18 protein-coding genes and 1 tRNA gene are annotated in these 17975 nt (G+C 35.7%); 17 read left to right on the top strand and 2 right to left on the bottom strand.

Features of this window, described 5'->3' with window-relative positions; genetic code table 11:
- Window positions 1–406 precede the first annotated feature (406 nt).
- The 7 genes from CTY48_RS05095 (at window position 407) to CTY48_RS05065 (ending at window position 8707) form a co-directional block, all read left to right on the top strand.
- Window positions 407–637 (top strand): hypothetical protein, encoded by a 231-nt coding sequence (locus tag CTY48_RS05095; RefSeq protein WP_099467431.1) that lies wholly within the window; start codon window positions 407–409, stop codon window positions 635–637.
- 394 nt (window positions 638–1031) lie between these two features.
- Window positions 1032–1799, top strand: coding sequence for a hypothetical protein (locus tag CTY48_RS05090; protein ID WP_099467430.1), 768 nt, complete (start codon window positions 1032–1034; stop codon window positions 1797–1799).
- 11 nt (window positions 1800–1810) lie between these two features.
- A complete protein-coding gene (locus tag CTY48_RS05085) occupies window positions 1811–2524 on the top strand; it encodes a DUF3800 domain-containing protein (protein WP_099467429.1) in 714 nt (237 codons plus the stop codon).
- Complete coding sequence (locus tag CTY48_RS05080; RefSeq protein WP_099467428.1) at window positions 2524–2967, top strand: hypothetical protein; 444 nt, start codon at window positions 2524–2526, stop codon at window positions 2965–2967. The genes CTY48_RS05085 and CTY48_RS05080 overlap by 1 nt, the downstream gene beginning before the upstream one ends.
- A gap of 595 nt (window positions 2968–3562) precedes the next feature.
- Window positions 3563–4660, top strand: a complete 1098-nt coding sequence (locus tag CTY48_RS05075) for a serine hydrolase domain-containing protein (RefSeq protein WP_099467427.1) — start codon at window positions 3563–3565, stop codon at window positions 4658–4660.
- Between the two features lie 172 nt (window positions 4661–4832).
- On the top strand, window positions 4833–5807 hold the full coding sequence (locus CTY48_RS05070) for a Gfo/Idh/MocA family protein (protein ID WP_099467426.1): 975 nt from the start codon (window positions 4833–4835) through the stop codon (window positions 5805–5807).
- A gap of 113 nt (window positions 5808–5920) precedes the next feature.
- Entirely contained in the window at window positions 5921–8707 is a 2787-nt protein-coding gene (locus CTY48_RS05065; RefSeq protein WP_099467425.1) for a glycoside hydrolase family 3 protein, read from the top strand.
- 16 nt (window positions 8708–8723) lie between these two features.
- On the opposite strand, the gene CTY48_RS05060 is transcribed toward CTY48_RS05065, so the two are convergent.
- Window positions 8724–9494 (bottom strand): GGDEF domain-containing protein, encoded by a 771-nt coding sequence (locus CTY48_RS05060; RefSeq protein WP_180272640.1) that lies wholly within the window; start codon window positions 9492–9494, stop codon window positions 8724–8726.
- Window positions 9495–10218: 724 nt separating this feature from the next.
- Here CTY48_RS05060 and CTY48_RS05055 point away from each other — a divergent pair.
- The 8 genes from CTY48_RS05055 (at window position 10219) to CTY48_RS05020 (ending at window position 15151) form a co-directional block, all read left to right on the top strand.
- Window positions 10219–10292: transfer RNA gene (locus tag CTY48_RS05055), tRNA-Met, on the top strand.
- Between the two features lie 104 nt (window positions 10293–10396).
- Complete coding sequence (locus tag CTY48_RS05050; RefSeq protein WP_099467423.1) at window positions 10397–11746, top strand: DUF2142 domain-containing protein; 1350 nt, start codon at window positions 10397–10399, stop codon at window positions 11744–11746.
- 6 nt (window positions 11747–11752) lie between these two features.
- On the top strand, window positions 11753–12475 hold the full coding sequence (locus tag CTY48_RS05045) for an NAD-dependent protein deacylase (RefSeq protein ID WP_099467422.1): 723 nt from the start codon (window positions 11753–11755) through the stop codon (window positions 12473–12475).
- Window positions 12476–12510: 35 nt separating this feature from the next.
- Window positions 12511–12705, top strand: coding sequence for a DUF951 domain-containing protein (locus CTY48_RS05040; RefSeq protein ID WP_099467421.1), 195 nt, complete (start codon window positions 12511–12513; stop codon window positions 12703–12705).
- A 100-nt stretch (window positions 12706–12805) separates the two neighbouring features.
- On the top strand, window positions 12806–13093 hold the full coding sequence (rpsF, locus tag CTY48_RS05035; protein ID WP_099467420.1) for a 30S ribosomal protein S6: 288 nt from the start codon (window positions 12806–12808) through the stop codon (window positions 13091–13093).
- Between the two features lie 88 nt (window positions 13094–13181).
- A complete protein-coding gene (locus CTY48_RS05030; RefSeq protein WP_099467419.1) occupies window positions 13182–13616 on the top strand; it encodes a single-stranded DNA-binding protein in 435 nt (144 codons plus the stop codon).
- Between the two features lie 36 nt (window positions 13617–13652).
- Window positions 13653–13913, top strand: coding sequence for a 30S ribosomal protein S18 (rpsR, locus tag CTY48_RS05025; protein ID WP_099467418.1), 261 nt, complete (start codon window positions 13653–13655; stop codon window positions 13911–13913).
- 344 nt (window positions 13914–14257) lie between these two features.
- On the top strand, window positions 14258–15151 hold the full coding sequence (locus tag CTY48_RS05020; protein ID WP_099467417.1) for a DUF5688 family protein: 894 nt from the start codon (window positions 14258–14260) through the stop codon (window positions 15149–15151).
- A gap of 72 nt (window positions 15152–15223) precedes the next feature.
- Here CTY48_RS05020 and CTY48_RS05015 read toward each other — a convergent pair whose 3' ends face one another.
- Window positions 15224–16051 carry a tyrosine-type recombinase/integrase gene (locus tag CTY48_RS05015; RefSeq protein ID WP_099467416.1) on the bottom strand — a complete coding sequence of 276 codons (828 nt, stop codon included), beginning with the start codon at window positions 16049–16051 and terminating at the stop codon, window positions 15224–15226.
- A gap of 210 nt (window positions 16052–16261) precedes the next feature.
- On the opposite strand from CTY48_RS05015, the gene CTY48_RS05010 reads away from it, so the two are divergent.
- Both CTY48_RS05010 and CTY48_RS05005 read left to right on the top strand, forming a co-directional pair.
- Entirely contained in the window at window positions 16262–16612 is a 351-nt protein-coding gene (locus CTY48_RS05010) for a DUF3846 domain-containing protein (protein ID WP_099467415.1), read from the top strand.
- 318 nt (window positions 16613–16930) lie between these two features.
- A complete protein-coding gene (locus CTY48_RS05005; RefSeq protein WP_099467414.1) occupies window positions 16931–17581 on the top strand; it encodes a SprT-like domain-containing protein in 651 nt (216 codons plus the stop codon).
- Window positions 17582–17975: the final 394 nt, after the last annotated feature.

Here is a 17975-nt window from a genome sequence, read left to right as displayed (position 1 = left end):
TGTATTTTTGCCAAAGGATATAAAAGAGGGGTACCTTTTTTGCTTTATGAGCTCTATATGTTAAATTACAGATGGTGTAAGTGATATATTAGAGTGGAGTATAGAAAAAATCCTGATCAATTTGATGCTTTTATAAGCGATGTGAGGGCTAGGATGAAGAGAACTTGAAGCAGGCATGGTATGATGAAGAAATGTTTCGATGTTTTCTTAAGTCAAAGTACAGCAGTTATGCAACATCAAAATAGAGCTGACAATAAAAGAGGAGGATGAGGAAGAACGTTTCCGTGTAAGGGTATATGGGGAGGAACGAAAGAGACCAGCGTTATGTAAAATACTTAAACAGTTTATCGGTAGTACAATAAATTCTTATTTCTACTTTGTAGATGTATTTGGAGGGACTGAAACGATGATTGTACAAATGAAAGAGATGTTTTCCAAACGGATTTATAATGATTGTGATGTAAATTTCTTTAATTTTATTTATTGTATTGCAGATGAAACAATGGGTGAAGAGCTTGCTAAGTTTTGTTATGAACGAGTAAATGACTTAAAAATGTGTAATATAAATGAATTAATAATACAGGAAAATAACACCATACTATTGCTTCTATTGTTGGATATGGTGATATTAGGATAACATAACATTATGCAAAGCTTATAGATGCGGAGAAAAAGAAAAATATATTATGTATCAATTAAGAGGTTATATAAGTGGGGTAAAGAGTCTAAGGTTGCAGGCTCTTTAATATTGTTACCTATATTTGTTTATTATTAAGCTTATAACTTAATAGTAATAAATGATAAAATAAAAAGTCCTTGTGATTAGCAAAATAATGAATATACTTTTATAGTATAGAAGAAATTCAGAATGATATATATTAAGAAAAGAGTAGAGTAAACTAAACAGAAAAGAAGTTGAACTTTTAAAGAGAACTTATAATAATTTATTATCGAATAAAAACAAAAATATAAGTTTGGCATTGACATATTTACAAGTTTGTAATATTATAATATAAAAGGAAGGTGATTGCATGTCAGAACGTGAAAAAAGTGCTATGTATCCAAGTGCAAGTTGGAATGACTGCTTAGATTTTATAAAAATAATAGATTCTTTTAGAGCAAAATCAGTTGCGTATGTAGCAGTAGCAGAAAGTTATGGATTAAAAAGTATAACAACCAAATCATTTACATCTAAAATTGGTACAGCTAAACAATTTGGATTAATAACTACTGGTAATTCAACAATTCAACTTACAGATAATGCAAATAAAATTTTATACCCGATAGATGATACATCAGTTAAGAAAATTGCTTTAGAATGTTTTGGTCAAGCGCCACTATATAGTAGATTAATTGAAATATATAATGGGAAAGCACTTCCGTCTGTAGCTGTTTTAGCTAATATTTTAATGACTAGCTTTAAGATAACTAAAAGTGCTAAGGATATGGCTGCAAAAATTTTTTATGAAAATTGTGAACAATTAGAATTAATAAGAGCAGGAGTTTTAGAATATAATTTGGCGAATGAGATAGTTATCGAAGATAAAAAGGATGTACTATTGTCAAGCCCTCTTTGTTCCGAAGAAGTAATTCAGAAGGAATTACCAATAAAACAAGAATATGAGAGCAAAGAAGATACACTTGATAAAAATGAGTATATAATTCAAAAATATCCAGTTGACTCTGGAAAGGTCGCTCAAATAATAATTCCTATTGATTCTACAGAAGATGATTTGTGGGCTATAAGAGATATGTTTGATGTCATTATGAAAAGAAAGTTTAAAATCGAGCTGAATTGAGGTGAAGAGGGATGCTTTTTGATATATATTGTGATGAGAGTAGGCAAGACTTATTAGTAAATAAAAACAGTATAAAAGAAAATAACAAGTATTGTTGTATTGGAGGTTTAATGGCTCCAAACAAGGACCGCGCAACTATAAAACAAAGAATTACAAATCTGTGTCATAAGCATCAAGTTTATGGAGAACTTAAGTGGGGGAGCGTTTCTAACAATAAATTATTGTTTTATGTAGAGTTGATAGAGTTGTTTTTTGAGCTTGAAGAGCTTAACTTTAGAACGATTGTGATAGATGCAGAGGAGGTTAATAATACTCTGTTTAATAATTCAGATCAGGAATTAGGCTACTATAAGTTTTATTATCAATTATTAAACCATTGGTTGGAATCCAATGACAAATACAGAATATATACAGATTTTAAAACAAATAAGGAGAGAACTCGTTTAGAAGATTTAAAAATGTATTTAAATAAGTCTTCGCCAATTGAACGTGTTGAACTTATACAGGCTATTAATTCTAAAGAGTCAGTTTTATTACAGATGCAAAATGTAATTATGGGAGCTGTTTGTTATTATTTTAATTATGGTAAAAAAGGTGATTCTGTAGCTAAGAATGTGATAATTAATACAATTGAAGAAAATTTAGGACATTCAATTAAGCCGACTAATCGCAATTTAAAGAAGTTTAATGTATTTAAAATTGACTTACAAAAGGGGGAATGTTAATGAACCTCCCAGCTTTACTGAATTATAGGGAAGAAAAAGAGTATAAGCAATATTATATTGAAAACTACTGCAAAGCTTCTCCTATTACCACGCATGATGGAATAAAAGTTTATTTTTATCCAGAGCGGTTTGAACATTCATTTTATAAAAGGGAGGTGGCTTCATGGAAGGCGGAAAAAAGTATATTTGATAAAAGTCGTGGAGAAAGAATGGATTGGATAAGAAGTGTTCTGGAAAGTCCTTTAATTATTCCCAAGCAAGGCTATGACCATGCAAAAAACAAATACGATAATACGAGACGAGTGACCTTTATAACAGAAGAAAATTATTTAGTAGTAATAAGTTTAGATAGCAAAGGAAAAGGTAGATTTGTTACAGCATACATAGTAGATAATGAACAAGCAGCAGAAAAAATAAAGTGTAGTCCGGATTGGAAGAAATAAAAAAACCACTGGTTATCTGGCCCAGTAGTCGAAGCCTTTACTGATCCCAAACTATAAGTAAAGGATTAACTATATAGTACCTGATTATAATGATTTTGTCAATGATAAAATTCCCATTGATTATCTGGCTCAATGGGAAAAGCCTTTACTGTCTCCAAACTATAAGTGAAGAGATAAATATAGTATTTCCTATTAATATTATACTATACTTTTAATCTGATTGTTACAATAATTTAAAAAAATATATTTAGTAATTTTGTTAGGTAAAATTTGTCATGAATTGTTACATCATTTATGAAAGCTTGCAAATACTAGCTTTAGGGGAAATCCATTCGGTACTGCAACACCCTTATCACCAGTTCAAATCTGGTTGCCGCCTCTAGACGAGGTCCTTAAGACATAATGTTTTAAGGGCTTTTTTATATCATTAGAAAGTTCTCCAAATTTTCTATGGTATAAAAATATTTATGCGCACCTCGTAGAAGTAGTTGATACGCAATCCGCCTGGGCGCGGAAAATGTGCAAAGCACATTCTTTGTTATAAAGGTTTATAAAATAAGTTATAAATAAAAATTTATAAGGGAGTGTATTGGGGATGAGAGGTACAAAAAAGGGAAAAATTAAAATCTTAATAAGAACAATTATAGTATTGATAGTCTGCATTGCTATTGCGGTTGCAGGATTAAGTTTGTACGGAAAATATCAGTTGAGTAAGGTTCCGAAGCTGTCATTTAAAGAAGCATTAGAGTACACAACGAAAGAAAATAAAAATGCGGTTATAACAGTAGGAATTGTAGAGAATGGAATTACCTCATATACGGTGTATGGAGAAAACGGAGCAGTGTTACCGGCAGAATTACACACTTATGAAGTAGGTTCTCTCACTAAGACGATGACGGCAGCATTGATTAGCAAGGCGGTTGAAGAAGAAAGAATATCGTTAGAGGATACAATTGATACCCATTTAGATTTACCGGGAGGAAGATATTTTCCTACCATAATACAATTACTTACACATACATCAGGATATAAAGCATATTATTTTAAAACCCCAATGATAAATAATTTCTTTACAGAAAAAAATGATTTTTATGGAATTACGGATGAGATGCTGATAAACCGAATAAAAAGTACAAAGCTTAAAAATCAAGAGTATTCATTTCAGTATTCTAATTTTGGATATGCTATTCTTGGACTTGTCTTAGAAGAGATTTACGATAAAGACTATACGGATTTACTTAATGAATATATGCAGGAAGAAGTAGGACTTACAGCCACTGGAATAGCAGATAATCGTGGAGATTTAAACAATTACTGGGATTGGAAAGATGACGATGCCTATATGTCTGCCGGAGCAGTGACATCCGATATCGTTGATATGCTAAGTTACCTGAACCTTCAAATGAAAGAAGAAGGTTATTTTAAAAGATGCCATGAGAGTTTAAAGAAAGTTAATAAACATTCTGAAAGCTATGAGACAATGGGAATAAGGATGGATGAAATTGCCATGGCTTGGATTATTGATACAGATAATAATATTGTTTGGCACAATGGTGGTACAAGTGAATATAACTGCTACATGGGATTTAATGTAAAAACACAGACAGGAGTTGTTATTCTTTCTAATCTTTCTCCAAACTACCGCATACCAGCAACGGTACTTGGCATTAAATTATTAGAAGAAATTCAATAGTAGGGAAACAATTTAAGTATTTGTTAATTGATTATTTATTTGTTAAAATCAAATAAGAAGGATGGTGAAATTATTGCTTGTCATGAGCAAAAGAATAGCATTCGAGCTGATTTTGGACACAAAGCTTTAAGAGACAAGGAAACACATAAGTATAGAAAGGTATGGTGAGGATATGACAGAATTAAATTGGGCAATTTTAGGCTGCGGTGTGGTGGCAAATGAGATGGCGACGGCACTTTCAAAGGCCGGAAAATCCATCTATGGAGTGACAAATAGAACATATGAAAAGGCTGTGGAATTTGCTGAAAAATATAGAGTAAAAAAAATATATCATGATTTTCATGAGATGGTCAGAGATAAGTCGGTTGATATTATTTATATCACAACACCACATAATACCCACATCCGATATATAGAGGAAGCACTTGAGCATGGAAAGAACATTTTATGCGAAAAATCCATTACGCTAAACAGTGAGGAGCTGGAACGAGCTGAGCAGCTTGCAAAAGAAAAGAACCTAGTGCTTGCGGAGGCAATGACGATTTATCATATGCCGATACACAAAGAAATTAAGGCACGCATTGAGTCAGGAGCTTTAGGGAAGGTGCAAATGATACAAATGAATTTTGGAAGCTACAAAGAATATGATATGAACAACCGCTTTTTTAACCGAAGTTTGGCGGGTGGAGCATTGCTGGATATTGGTGTTTATGCTATCTCTTTTGTTCGCTGGTATATGGAGTCAAAACCAAACTCTATTCGCACTCAGGTAAGATATGCGCCGTCTGGCGTGGATGAGCAGGCAGGGATTCTTCTAATGAATGAGCACGAGCAGATGGCAACGATTGCGTTGACACTCCACTCAAAGCAGCCGAAACGAGGTACAATTGCCTGTGAGAAGGGCTATATTGAAATTATGGAATACCCAAGAGGAGAAGAGGCTGTTATCACCTACACGGAAACGGGAGAGCAGGAGCACATTACGACAGGGGTAAGAGCAGACGCACTTTACTATGAAATGCAGGATATGGAAAAGACCATTTTGGGAGAAGGGGATTTTATCCATTTTAACTATACGAAGGATGTTATGGAGATTATGACAGATATTCGAAGAGAATGGAAAATGGTATATCCAGAGGAGGAATAAACACATAAAAGTATAGCAAATAATCAAATTTTTTACTATGCTTTATACATCCTCTATATTATAATACAAGATATAAAAGGCTTATACAAAATTGGAAAAGGCAGGGGATAATTGTGTTTCAGGAAAACAAATATAAACTTGATTGGGAAGAGTATGCAAGACTTGCACGAAAAAGTGCGGCAGAGGGTGCGGTATTGCTGGAAAATAAGGATCATGCACTTCCGATTAAAAAAGAGGAACGTGTATCTGTATTTGGAAGAATTCAGTTTGACTATTACAAAAGTGGGACAGGCTCAGGGGGCTTAGTCAACACCAGATATGTAGTCGGAATCTTAGATGCCCTCAAAAAAGAGGAGATAAAGCTGAATGAAAAGCTTCTTCATGTATATGAAGAGTGGCTGAAGGAAAATCCGTTTGACAAGGGTGCCGGCTGGGGATTGGAACCTTGGTCACAGGCAGAGATGAGCATACCGGATGACGTGCTCCATGATGCCGCAAAAGAATCCGATTTGGCACTTGTGATTATCGGTCGTACAGCAGGAGAAGATCAGGATAATGCAAATAAGAAGGGAAGCTATCTTTTAACCGATTTGGAGGAAGAAATGCTTTCTAAGGTTTGCAAAAGTTTTAAACGTACAGTCGTTATTTTAAATGTCGGAAATATCATCGATATGAGCTGGGTCAAAAAGTATGAGCCGGCTGCGATACTGTACGCATGGCAGGGAGGAATGGAAGGCGGAAATGGAGTTACAGATGTTTTGCTTGGCAAAATAAGTCCGTCTGGGAAGCTGCCTGATACAATCGCTTATACCATCGAGGATTATCCTTCCACAGAGCATTTTGGCGGAGACTACTCTGACGTTTATGCAGAGGATATTTATGTGGGATACCGCTATTTTGAGACCTTTGCAAAGGATAAAGTACAGTATCCGTTTGGGTATGGACTGTCCTACACTAATTTTGAGCTATCTGCCGTTGATTTCGTGAGAAAACAGGAAGAGACGATAATTAAGGCGAAAGTCAAAAATATAGGTGACGTTGTGGGAAAAGAGGTAGTGCAGATTTATGTAAACCCACCACAGGGCGTACTTGGAAAACCGATTAAGAATCTTGTTGCCTATGAGAAAACAAGAAGCCTGGAGCCGAACGAAGAGCAAGAAATTACTTTTACAATAGAAGATTATCAGCTCTCATCCTATGATGAAACAGGAGTGACAGGTCATCAATCCTCCTATGTATTGGAAGAGGGAAGCTATGAGTTTTATATCGGAAACAATGTCAGAGAAACAAGTGAAGCAGGTTCTTTTGCATTGCCGAAGCTTGTGCTAGTTGAAGAGTGCAGACAGGCTCTTGCACCGGTTGACCCATTTCAGAGAATGAAGGCGGAGCAAAAGGGTGGTTCTTTGCTTCCGGTATGGGAGAATGTACCGCTTCGGGCTGACTCCATGAGGGAGAGAATAGAGAACGATCCGGTGAAGGAGATTGCATATACAGGCGACAGGGGAATAAAGCTTGGGGATGTTTTTGACAAGAAAAATACATTGGAAGAGTTTATTGCTCAGCTATCAGACAAGGAATTAAGCTGTCTGGTGCGCGGTGAGGGGATGTGCTCAAGTAAGGTAACACCCGGAACCGCTTCCGCCTTTGGTGGGCTGTCAGACAGCTTGATGGAGTTTGGCATACCGGCAGGCTGCTGTGCTGACGGACCTTCCGGCATCCGTATGGATTGCGGAACCGAGGCGTTCAGCCTTCCGAACGGAACGTTGCTTGCCAGTACCTTTAACAAGGAGCTGTTGGAGGAGCTGTTTACCGTAGTTGGACTTGAACTTCGCACAAATCATGTGGATACCTTGCTGGGGCCGGGTATGAACATACACAGAAATCCTTTGAATGGGCGAAACTTTGAGTATTTTTCGGAGGACCCTTATCTGACAGGAACGATGGCGGCTGCTCAGTTAAAGGGCATGGCGAGCTACGGAGTAACCGGAACAATTAAGCATTTTGCCGCAAACAATCAGGAGCATAATCGCCGCTTGTTCAACGCGGTTGTGTCAGAGAGGGCATTGCGGGAAATCTATTTAAAAGGCTTTGAGATTGCGGTAAAACAGGGAAAAGCTTACTCTATCATGACAACCTATGGTGCTATTAATGGAATTTATACCGCAAGCAATTATGACCTTCTGACCGTTATTTTGCGAGGTGAGTGGGGCTATGAGGGAATGGTTATGACCGATTGGTGGGCTGATATGAATGAGGAGGGTGAAAATCCGTCCACACAAAACACAGCCGCTATGGTAAGAGGACAAAATGATGTGTTTATGGTAATTGAAAATGCGGAAGAAAACAGCAATCATGACAATCTTGAAGAAAGCCTGAACAATAAAACGCTAAGACGCGGTGTGCTTCAACGAAGCGGAATGAATATTTGTAGGGCGCTGATGAAACTTCCTTGCATGGAGAGAAGTTTAGGAAGAATAAGCGAGGAAGAGCTTGCGGTGGTGTCAAAGAGAAAAGAAGGTGACAGTGCAGGCTTTGATCTTACTTACCTTGATGTGAATGATGGTATTACAATTGATACGGCAGGGCTCGATACACAGAAGGGCTCCAGTACGATGTATGGACTGACCTTCTCGATTTATGGAACGTACACACTGCAAATGAGAGTCAAATCGGATGCTAAGGAGCTGGCACAGATTCCGGTGTCCATCTTTATCAATGGAGTTCTGTTTGAAACGATTACCATCAATGGAACGGGAGGAAAATGGATTGAGATTGAGAGAGAGATTGGTCCGTTTTTCACAACAAATAATTATATAAAGCTTTACTTTGCACAGAGTGGAATGGTGATTGAAAATATTAGCTTTGAGTTAAAGCAGAAGATGGAAAAGAATGTATTTTAGTAAATTCTGAGAGTAACTAATCAGTTACTCTCAGCGCAGAAGCGGAATGTGTGGCAAAAATAACAGTATTTTTGCCACTTTTCTTTGCCTGAAGCAAGGCATCGTCAGCCAAGTTAATCAGGTCAATGTAGTTTGTGATACCCACAGTCGATTTGGAAGAAATTCCAATGCTGATGGTCACTTTCTTGTGAGTGGACTTAATATGTTCAATATTTAGGTCGGATACAGTTTGAACCAATTCTTTTGCCATAAAAGAAATTTCCTCAGGGCTATGGAAAGAGTCGACAAGCACGAATTCTTTACCTCCGTAGCGGGCAATATAACAGCCATATTTTTTTTCAAAATCCTGAAAAATCTTGCTGATGGAAATAAGGCAGTTATCACCGCATATGTGACCGTAGGAAGCATTGTAATCTTTAAAGTTATCAATGTCGATAAGCATAAGTGTAAATTTATCTGCAGATGCGTTGTCAAATGCATCTACAATAAATTTATTGAAGCTTCTTCGATTGTGTACTTGTGTCAAATCGTCAATGTTGCAGGCGTGCTCAAGCTGATATCTTACGGTAAGCTCCTTAATTCTGGCATGGTTTACGGCATAAGAGGTAACCGTGCTGATAAAGAAGCAGGCGAGAATATTTGTCTGGTCAATAAATGCAACATCATATTCCTTAAAGGTTCTGGAAAAATAAATAAAGAGTATGACAAAAAGCAGGTTGAACAGTGTAACCTCCATCATAGGAAGTATGAAAATCAAAGGCAGACAAATGATGAATACAGGAAACATAACGGACACTAGGTCAGGTATATTAAAACAGCCGATATATATTCCGAACGCATAGATAATGCCTATGACAAAATATAAAAAGTAACGCGATATGTTGTAATTAAAGTGCTGAATATGTATGCAAAGTATACTAATAATGAAAAATACAAAAAAATAAACCAGATAAAGATTAAAAAGGCCAGCAACATCATAGGTGAATTTGCTGTATATGGAAAGAACGGCAAACAAGAAAGCAGCAACGCCATTCATCATATTCAGCGAGGATGAATTCAAACGATCAATTTTTTCTTTATTTTCTTGTAAAAAGTGTTTATCAGTATCAAAGTAAAGCCATCTAAAAAATAAATGTTTTGGTTTCATAGAGCCGTGTTGACCTTTCAATAATCAGTATAGGAAAACAATGGAAAATTAATAGTTTGTTTATAGTTAATTTATAAAATATATATAATTTTAATATTAGTATTAATTTTACATGAAAATAACAGCAATATCAACATATTTCAACAAAAATCTACCATTTTATCACTTTAGTACAAAAAAGCTAAAAAAAATTCTGTTTTCCCGAGTATATTGCTGGAATAGAAATGAAAAGGCAGCATATAATAGAGTAAGTAGAGCGGATAACAAATGTGGGAATACTTGACAAAACAAGAGTAGAGTTATATAATTAAAGCTGTTCGGGACGAAACAGTATTTGTAGCCGTTTTGAATTTATTAGGAATAACGCGGGGTGGAGCAGTCTGGAAGCTCGTCGGGCTCATAACCCGAAGGTCGTAGGTTCAAATCCTGCCCCCGCAATTTATGCAAGAGGATGTGCCTTGGCACATTCTTTTTTATATCATAGGAAATTGCTTTGCAGTTTTTGCTCGATTATAGGAAATTCAGAAAAGTAAGGGGATACTATGGAAAAATGGTTTAACGAAAAAGAAAAAATATTAGACCGGCTTTTTGTAATAGGCGTGCTGCTTATTCTGACTGGCTGGACCGTGATACAGCCGCTTGGATCAGGACCGGACGAAAAGATGCGCTATTCTATTGTCCAATATATTTTCGTGCATTGGAGTCTGCCGCATGGCGGAGATCCGGAGATTCTTGACAGAACATGGGGCTTTTCCTATGCGTTTCAGCCGATTCTTCCCTATATGATATCGGCCGTATTTGTAAAAATCGGCTCCTTTCTTACGATGAACGGATACGCATTGCTTCTCTTTGCAAGGCTGGTCAATATTATAATCGGTACGATAATGGCAGTTTTGACAAGGAAGTTGTCTAAAAAGATATTTGATAACGCGCTGTCTGCATGGATGTTTACGCTGCTCGTTGTATTACTGCCGATGCAATTGTTTATGCATACCTATGTCAATACGGATTCGATGGCACTTATGTCAACCATTCTTATTGTATATGCATGGATGAACGGAATGGAGTCGGATTGGAATAGGAAATCCTGCATTCAGCTCGCTGTAGGGATTATTTTGTGCGCGATGTCCTATTATAATGCTTATGGCTACATTTTATGCAGTATGATACTATTTTTAACCTTCTATGTGCAATTAAGGGACAAGCGGATAAACATAGAATGGGCAAAGCTGTTAAAAAAAGGGGTTTTTATTTCTGCGATTGTTTTAATCGGAATTGGCTGGTGGTTTGTAAGAAGCTATCTGATTTATGACGGCGATTTTTTGGGGCTTCGCATCCGGGATGAATATGCGGAGACATACGCAATTGATTCATTAAAGCCTTCGATTCATGAGACTTATTATAATCAGGGTTATTCTATCTGGTATATGTTGAAAAATTCCAATTTTATTATACTGACCTCCAAAAGCTTTATTGCGATGTTCGGAAATATGGCGGTGGGAGTTTATGATTGGATTTATATTGGATATTTGTTTCTTATTATAGTCGGACTTGCAGGAATGCTGATTCCGCAAAAACAGAGAACCTATTTAACGGCATTGGATAATAGCAGTATCAGGTTGATTAATTTTTGCATGTTGCTCTGTGTACTTATTCCGAATGCTTTGAACATATGGGCGGCATATTCCTATGACTATCAGCCGCAGGGCAGATACAGCCTGCCGATGCTTGCAGCACTTATGTATTTTGTTTCCGTCGGACTTCATAAATTAGCCGGATTGATAAAAGGACGGGAAAAGATAAGACAGGGTGCGCTGTTTGCGGTAAGTCTTTGGATTATAATTGTTTGTCTTGTTTGCTTGAGAATGTTTGTCATACCAATGTATTTATAGAAAGAGGTGGATAAAATGGAGCAACTTCAGGAGATAATTGACAGAAGTGACAATATTGTATTTTTTGGAGGTGCCGGTGTCTCTACAGAGAGCGGAATTCCTGATTTTCGAAGTGTGGACGGGCTTTATCATCAGGAATATGATTTTCCTCCTGAAACGATATTAAGTCACAGCTTTTACCAAAAAAATACGGGGGAATTTTACCGCTTTTACAAAAAGAAGATGATTTGTCCAAATGCACAGCCAAACGCTGCGCACAGGAAGCTTGCTGAGCTTGAAGAAGCAGGAAAGCTGCGGGCAATCATTACGCAGAATATTGACGGTCTTCACCAAATGGCTGGTAGCAAGGAAGTGCTGGAACTCCATGGTTCGGTACATCGAAACTATTGTAAGAGATGCAAAAAGGAATATGATACCTGCTATATTATGGAAGTAAAAGGTGTTCCAATCTGTGAATGCGGCGGAACAATCAAGCCTGATGTTATTTTATATGAGGAAGGGCTAAACCAGCAAATTTTGTCCTCGGCAGTCAATTACATCAGCAAGGCGGAGGTTTTAATAATAGGGGGAACTTCGCTTAATGTGTATCCGGCAGCGGGACTGATTGACTACTACAAGGGGGACAGGCTGATTTTGATTAATAAGGATGCAACGCCGATGGACAGGCGGGTAAACCTGCTTATCAGTGGCAAAATCGGCGAGGTACTGTCTCAAATTGAGGTTCGGTAAAAATAAATCAGCAATATAAAACATGAGGAGGTAAAATGGAAGCCAAATATAAATATGAAGTCGGAGACATTGTAAAATTAAAGAAAAAACACCCATGCGGCAGCTTTGAATGGGAAATTTTAAGGGTCGGGGCGGACTTTCGTTTAAAGTGTACGGGATGTGCCCATCAGATTATGATTGAGCGAAAACTTGTGGAAAAAAATACAAAGGATTTGCGAAAAAAAGCTTGAAAATATGGGACATATATGGTATCATATTTATTCGTGATATATTATAAATTCCTTGCTCCTTACGAGTTAAGGGGCCAGAGACCAAAAGGAGGTACTTAAAATGAACAAATATGAATTAGCAATTGTTCTTAACGCAAAATCTGAAGACGAAGTAAGAGTTGCAGCGCTCGAAAAAGTGAAAGAATACATCACACGTTTCGGTGGAACTGTTACAAACGTTGATGAATGGGGTAAGAAGAGATTGGCTTACGAAATTCAGAAAATGAAAGAAGGATTTTACTACTTCATTCAGTTTGAATCTAATTCAGATTGTCCGAACGAAGTTGAGAAAAACATTCGTATTATGGAAACTGTTATTAGATATTTATGCGTAAGACAGGATGCGTAATCAGTTACTATAAAAATTTTTAGCGTCTGATATCGGGTGTGTTTTCACACCTGCCTGACTGCAAGACGCGTATCGATGGAGGTAAATTATGAATAAGGTGATTTTAATGGGACGCTTAACAAGAGACCCAGAAATAAGATATTCTCAAGGCGATAACGCTACAGCAGTTGCCAGATATAGTTTAGCGGTTGACCGTAGATTTAAAAGAGAAGGTGAACCTACTGCGGATTTTATTAACTGTGTTGCATTTGGAAGAAGTGCCGAATTTGCAGAAAAGTATCTTCGCCAGGGAATGAAGATTGCAGTGACAGGAAGTATCCGAACAGGAAGCTATACAAACAAGGATGGCCAGAAGGTTTACACAACAGATGTTGTTGTAGAAGAGCACGAATTTGCCGAGAGCAAAGGTGCTGCCAGCGAGGGTGGCTATCAGGCGGCAGCAAAACCGTCACCGACTACGGCAGTAGGCGATGGTTTCATGAATATTCCTGACGGAATTGACGAGGAATTACCATTTAACTAATTGTTAAAATAAAATTTGAATGAAGGAGGTTTCATTATGGCTTACCAAAAGACTGAAAGACCAGAAGGTCAGTTCAAGAAAAGACCTATGCGCAGAAGAAAAAAAGTTTGCGTATTTTGTGGAAAAGACAATACAATTGATTATAAAGATGTAAACAAATTAAAGAGATATGTATCTGAAAGAGGTAAAATTCTTCCTAGAAGAATCACAGGAAACTGTGCAAAGCATCAGAGAGCTCTTACAGTTGCAATCAAGAGAGCAAGACATATTGCTTTAATGCCTTACGTTATGGACTAAACCCTGTATTTGCAAGGGTTTGAGACGTTAGGTAGAGTGATTTGACTCAACTTTGACTCAACTTTTTAGACCAATGACTCATCGAGTTATTGGTCTATTTTTGCGCCAAGAAATAGAAACAATGAGATAAATGAGAGTTTCATCAATTATAATTTAAAAACACACTATAAAAAGAAATAAATATTTAAAAAAAATATTAAAGCAGCAGTATCACTAAAACCATTAAACTATTCATTTAAAATATTAGCTATTCACCCATCTAGGCGAAAGTTATTCCCAGCGGTACAATCCACCATGTTAAAAAACAATATACTTATTAAATTTAAACATGGAGGTAAAAGAGAATGAATTTTGAATTATTTATGGAAACAGTAAAATCAGAAGTTGAAAAGCAGCTAGAAGGAAGGAAGACAGAAATTTCAATAACAGAGGTGCTAAAGAATAATGGTTTAACATTACATGGTTTAAACATCAGAGAAGAAAACCAAATGATACCTACCATTTATTTAGAACCATTTTTTAAGGTGTATAGGTCAAAAGGTAAAATGGAAGAAATAGTAGAAGATATTTTTCTGACTTATGAAAAACATAAGCATGACATACCGATTGATATGGAGACTTTCTTAGATTATAACAAGATCAAAGATAAGATAGTTTACAAGCTGGTAAATTACGAATTAAACAAAGAGTTTTTAAAAATTGTTCCATATGTACGTCACTTAGATTTAGCAATTTATTTCTATGTAATGATAAACACAGAGGATTTTGGGGATGCTACAATAAGTATTTATAACAATCATTTGAGACTTTGGAATGTCAAAATAGAAGAAGTATATGAAATAGCAAAAGCAAATGTGGAGAGACTTCTTCCAGTAGAAATAAAGTCTATGAGTGATATAATATCAGACATGCTAGAGGAAGACATGGCAGACTTAATGGATGAAGACTCTCCAATGTATGTAATAAGCAATAGCAGAAAGCTATTTGGTGCATCCGTCCTATTTTATGAAAATAATGAAATTGGTAAATTTGCAGAGAGTTTAAAAAGTGACTTGTTTATTCTCCCATCATCACTCCATGAATGTATTTTAATTCCAGTAAGTGAGAACGTAAACATTGAGATGTTAAGAGAAATGGTTCGAGATGTAAATAGGACTCAGGTTGATATGGATGATAGGCTATCGGATAGCGTTTATATTTATGAGAGAGCATCAAAAGAAATCAAAATTGCAGAGTAAATCTTAGTTATTGTAAAGAGAAAGTGTTAACTGAATAAACGCTTTCTCTTTATTAAACTCATATGATAAGATTTATATTCCATTAACTATTTCTTGCTGACGTTCAAATATTTCATTGTCAATTTGTGATGAAAAATGCTTTTCTATTGTTGCAACAGATTTTAAAGCGATTCGCCCTATGGAATAAATATCTGGTTCAATAGACAAGGCATTTTTAATAAAAGTATTTCCTATAATATTAGGAGTATAAGAATGACCAGTTATCTTTTTTGTTAATTCTGATATACGTGAACTTATTGAGGTGTCCTGTGAATACTTGAATACTTTGCTATATGGGCTTACATGCTTTGTAATTTCAGTATATTCTTTAATAATATCTTTAAGGCTATTACTAATTGGTATTTTATGTTCGCCATTTTCGTCTAATATCCAGATAGCATCTGGTCTTATATTATGTTTTTGCAAATCAAACAGATATCTTCTGGGTAGACCAGTATACAATATTAACCCTAATAATAGTCTATCATATAATTTGTTTTTAGAATTAGAAATAAAGTCTTTAATCAAAATGATATCATTATCATCTATATAAACAGGTTCTTTTCGCTCTATAATAGGTTTTGGTATTTCCAACATAATGTTATTGACTTTTGAGTGTTCATATGCAAAATTGTAAAATGAACTTAATGCATTATAATAGTTTGCATGAATTGGTGAATTAGGAACAAACTTTTTTAAAAACATTTCCACATCATAAGTAGATATACTCTCAATGGGCCCTCTGTCCTTATATTCATTAAAAAACTTTTCAAGCTTGGGTTTATAGAATTTCTTCCAACTTTGTTGACTATAAGCTTTTTCCATTTCCTGAAATAAAATAGTAAGACTAATATCTCTCATCACAATACCCCCAATCAAATAATTGATTTTATTATATTTTTAATTAATAAAAATGTCAAGCAAATTAAAATATGTTTATAAAATATGGATCAAGTATTCTACAACATCAACAAAAATAGCAACTAATCTCCGTATACAAACTCCACAGACATCACTATAAATAAGCGTTACAGTATTTATATCAAATCAAATAAATATTGGAGGTAACATATGAAAGTATATGGATTCGTGATAGGGCAAGACGGAGCAGTAATGGAGATTAAAAACAGTCTGAAAGAAGAGCAAAGGTTCGTAGAGGGTTTAATAGAATGCGTTAGTTTAACTGACGAGTTAGATTTGATTTGCAATGATGAAGGAAAGTTGCTAGGTTTACAACCAACAGTAGCGTGGTTAGAGAACGGAGAGCTAGTTGAGATAATCATGGGCAACTGTTTCGTTTGTAGATACACAGAGGACGGAGATTTTTGTTCTATAAAGGAAAGTGATGTAGCAGTTATAACAGAAAAGCTAAAAGAAATAGCTCTTATTTTAAATGGGGTTGTTTATCTAAGACATAGATAGTAATTCAAATGGCACTGGCAAAGAGTCAGTGCCTAATTTATAGGCATATAGTTAGTAGTATACGACTACGAAATCGGCACTTATATTATATCCTAGATTCTCGGGACTCATAACGAGAAACAATGGGGAATGTAGTAAAATCAATGCTTTCATGGATTTTAAATGCAGAATTTTCATCATCATGCGTAAAATGCATGACGAGCAAAGAATTTAGTATTTATAAGGGTTTTTAGGATTCTCGTCATGGGTTTCCGAGAATCCAGGTTATATACCTCTACCAATAAAGGTTAAAAGAGTTAAGAGAGGAAGGAAAATAATATGCTAAAAGATATGCAAGAAGTATTAGAAAGAGGCTTTGATGTCCTCAATGAGGTTTATTTTAATAATGAACTAACACCAATTGTAATTACGATAATGAGCAGTCCAAGAAGTAACGGTCACTTTACAGTACAACCAGTCTGGAGAGTAGAGGAGGGACAAAGGCTCCATGAGATCAATCTATCTGCTGAGCACTTAAATCGTCCTATAGAAAATTTAATCGCGAGTTTGCTGCATGAGATGATCCATTATTACTGCTCTATCAAAGGTATAAAAGAAATATCATCTCATGGTAGATACCATAACAAACTATTCAAGGAAGAAGCAGAGAAGCGAGGACTCATCATCACCTACAAAAAATACATAGGTTATTCAGTAACACAACCTAGTGAGGATTTGATTAAAGTAATAGAGCAATATGGTATAAAGAAACCAATAGATATAAATAGAAGTGAGTTTATGGAACTAAGTCTAGGCACAACCCCAGGTACAGATGCAAATGGCTCAAATTCAATAACTATCACACCACCAAAGAAACAGAGTAGTACAAGAAAGCTACAATGCCCATGTTGTGGAAATAAGTGCCGAGTAACCAAAGACATTAACATAGTATGTGGTGACTGTATGATTGAATTTGAAAGATATGAATAGATAGAGAAAATGAAATTCCAGAAATCCACAGAGCCAGTCCGAGCCTTAGGATAGGGATTTGGCTTTGATTTAGGGGTTTTCCAGGTGGTTTAATAGTTTAAGTGGGAAAATGTAAGGCTAAGTGGGATATGGGAGAATTAGAGATGTAAAAGGGTTTAAAGGATTTACAACAAGAAAAAATAAGACCCAAGTAAACAGAGCAAATTCAGTAGTAGCAATAGTAAGTTCAATAAAATTATAAGCCACGAATTACAGTAGCTAAAAAACGGTATACAGGAATGATATGGATAAAATAAACATGTATAATGCGGATTTTGTAAAGGGGAAAATCTTGAAAATGTAATATGACAGTTCATAAAAGTGTGGTATTATAAAGAAAAATGTAAGATTAATA

Source organism: Konateibacter massiliensis, from assembly GCF_900184995.1.
Lineage (GTDB): Bacteria > Bacillota > Clostridia > Lachnospirales > Lachnospiraceae > Lachnotalea > Lachnotalea massiliensis.
The sequence above is the reverse complement of the archived record's forward strand: the minus strand, read 5'-3'. Positions and strand labels throughout refer to the sequence as shown.

Coding starts and splice junctions, on each gene's coding strand:
- CTY48_RS05095 (WP_099467431.1), top strand. CDS start 407: ATGATTGTACAAATGAAAGAGATGTTTTCCAAACGGATTTATAATGAT.
- CTY48_RS05090 (WP_099467430.1), top strand. CDS start 1,032: ATGTCAGAACGTGAAAAAAGTGCTATGTATCCAAGTGCAAGTTGGAAT.
- CTY48_RS05085 (WP_099467429.1), top strand. CDS start 1,811: ATGCTTTTTGATATATATTGTGATGAGAGTAGGCAAGACTTATTAGTA.
- CTY48_RS05080 (WP_099467428.1), top strand. CDS start 2,524: ATGAACCTCCCAGCTTTACTGAATTATAGGGAAGAAAAAGAGTATAAG.
- CTY48_RS05075 (WP_099467427.1), top strand. CDS start 3,563: ATGAGAGGTACAAAAAAGGGAAAAATTAAAATCTTAATAAGAACAATT.
- CTY48_RS05070 (WP_099467426.1), top strand. CDS start 4,833: ATGACAGAATTAAATTGGGCAATTTTAGGCTGCGGTGTGGTGGCAAAT.
- CTY48_RS05060 (WP_180272640.1), bottom strand. CDS start 9,494: ATGTTTCCTGTATTCATCATTTGTCTGCCTTTGATTTTCATACTTCCT.
- CTY48_RS05050 (WP_099467423.1), top strand. CDS start 10,397: ATGGAAAAATGGTTTAACGAAAAAGAAAAAATATTAGACCGGCTTTTT.
- CTY48_RS05040 (WP_099467421.1), top strand. CDS start 12,511: ATGGAAGCCAAATATAAATATGAAGTCGGAGACATTGTAAAATTAAAG.
- rpsF (WP_099467420.1), top strand. CDS start 12,806: ATGAACAAATATGAATTAGCAATTGTTCTTAACGCAAAATCTGAAGAC.
- CTY48_RS05030 (WP_099467419.1), top strand. CDS start 13,182: ATGAATAAGGTGATTTTAATGGGACGCTTAACAAGAGACCCAGAAATA.
- rpsR (WP_099467418.1), top strand. CDS start 13,653: ATGGCTTACCAAAAGACTGAAAGACCAGAAGGTCAGTTCAAGAAAAGA.
- CTY48_RS05020 (WP_099467417.1), top strand. CDS start 14,258: ATGAATTTTGAATTATTTATGGAAACAGTAAAATCAGAAGTTGAAAAG.
- CTY48_RS05015 (WP_099467416.1), bottom strand. CDS start 16,051: ATGAGAGATATTAGTCTTACTATTTTATTTCAGGAAATGGAAAAAGCT.
- CTY48_RS05010 (WP_099467415.1), top strand. CDS start 16,262: ATGAAAGTATATGGATTCGTGATAGGGCAAGACGGAGCAGTAATGGAG.
- CTY48_RS05005 (WP_099467414.1), top strand. CDS start 16,931: ATGCTAAAAGATATGCAAGAAGTATTAGAAAGAGGCTTTGATGTCCTC.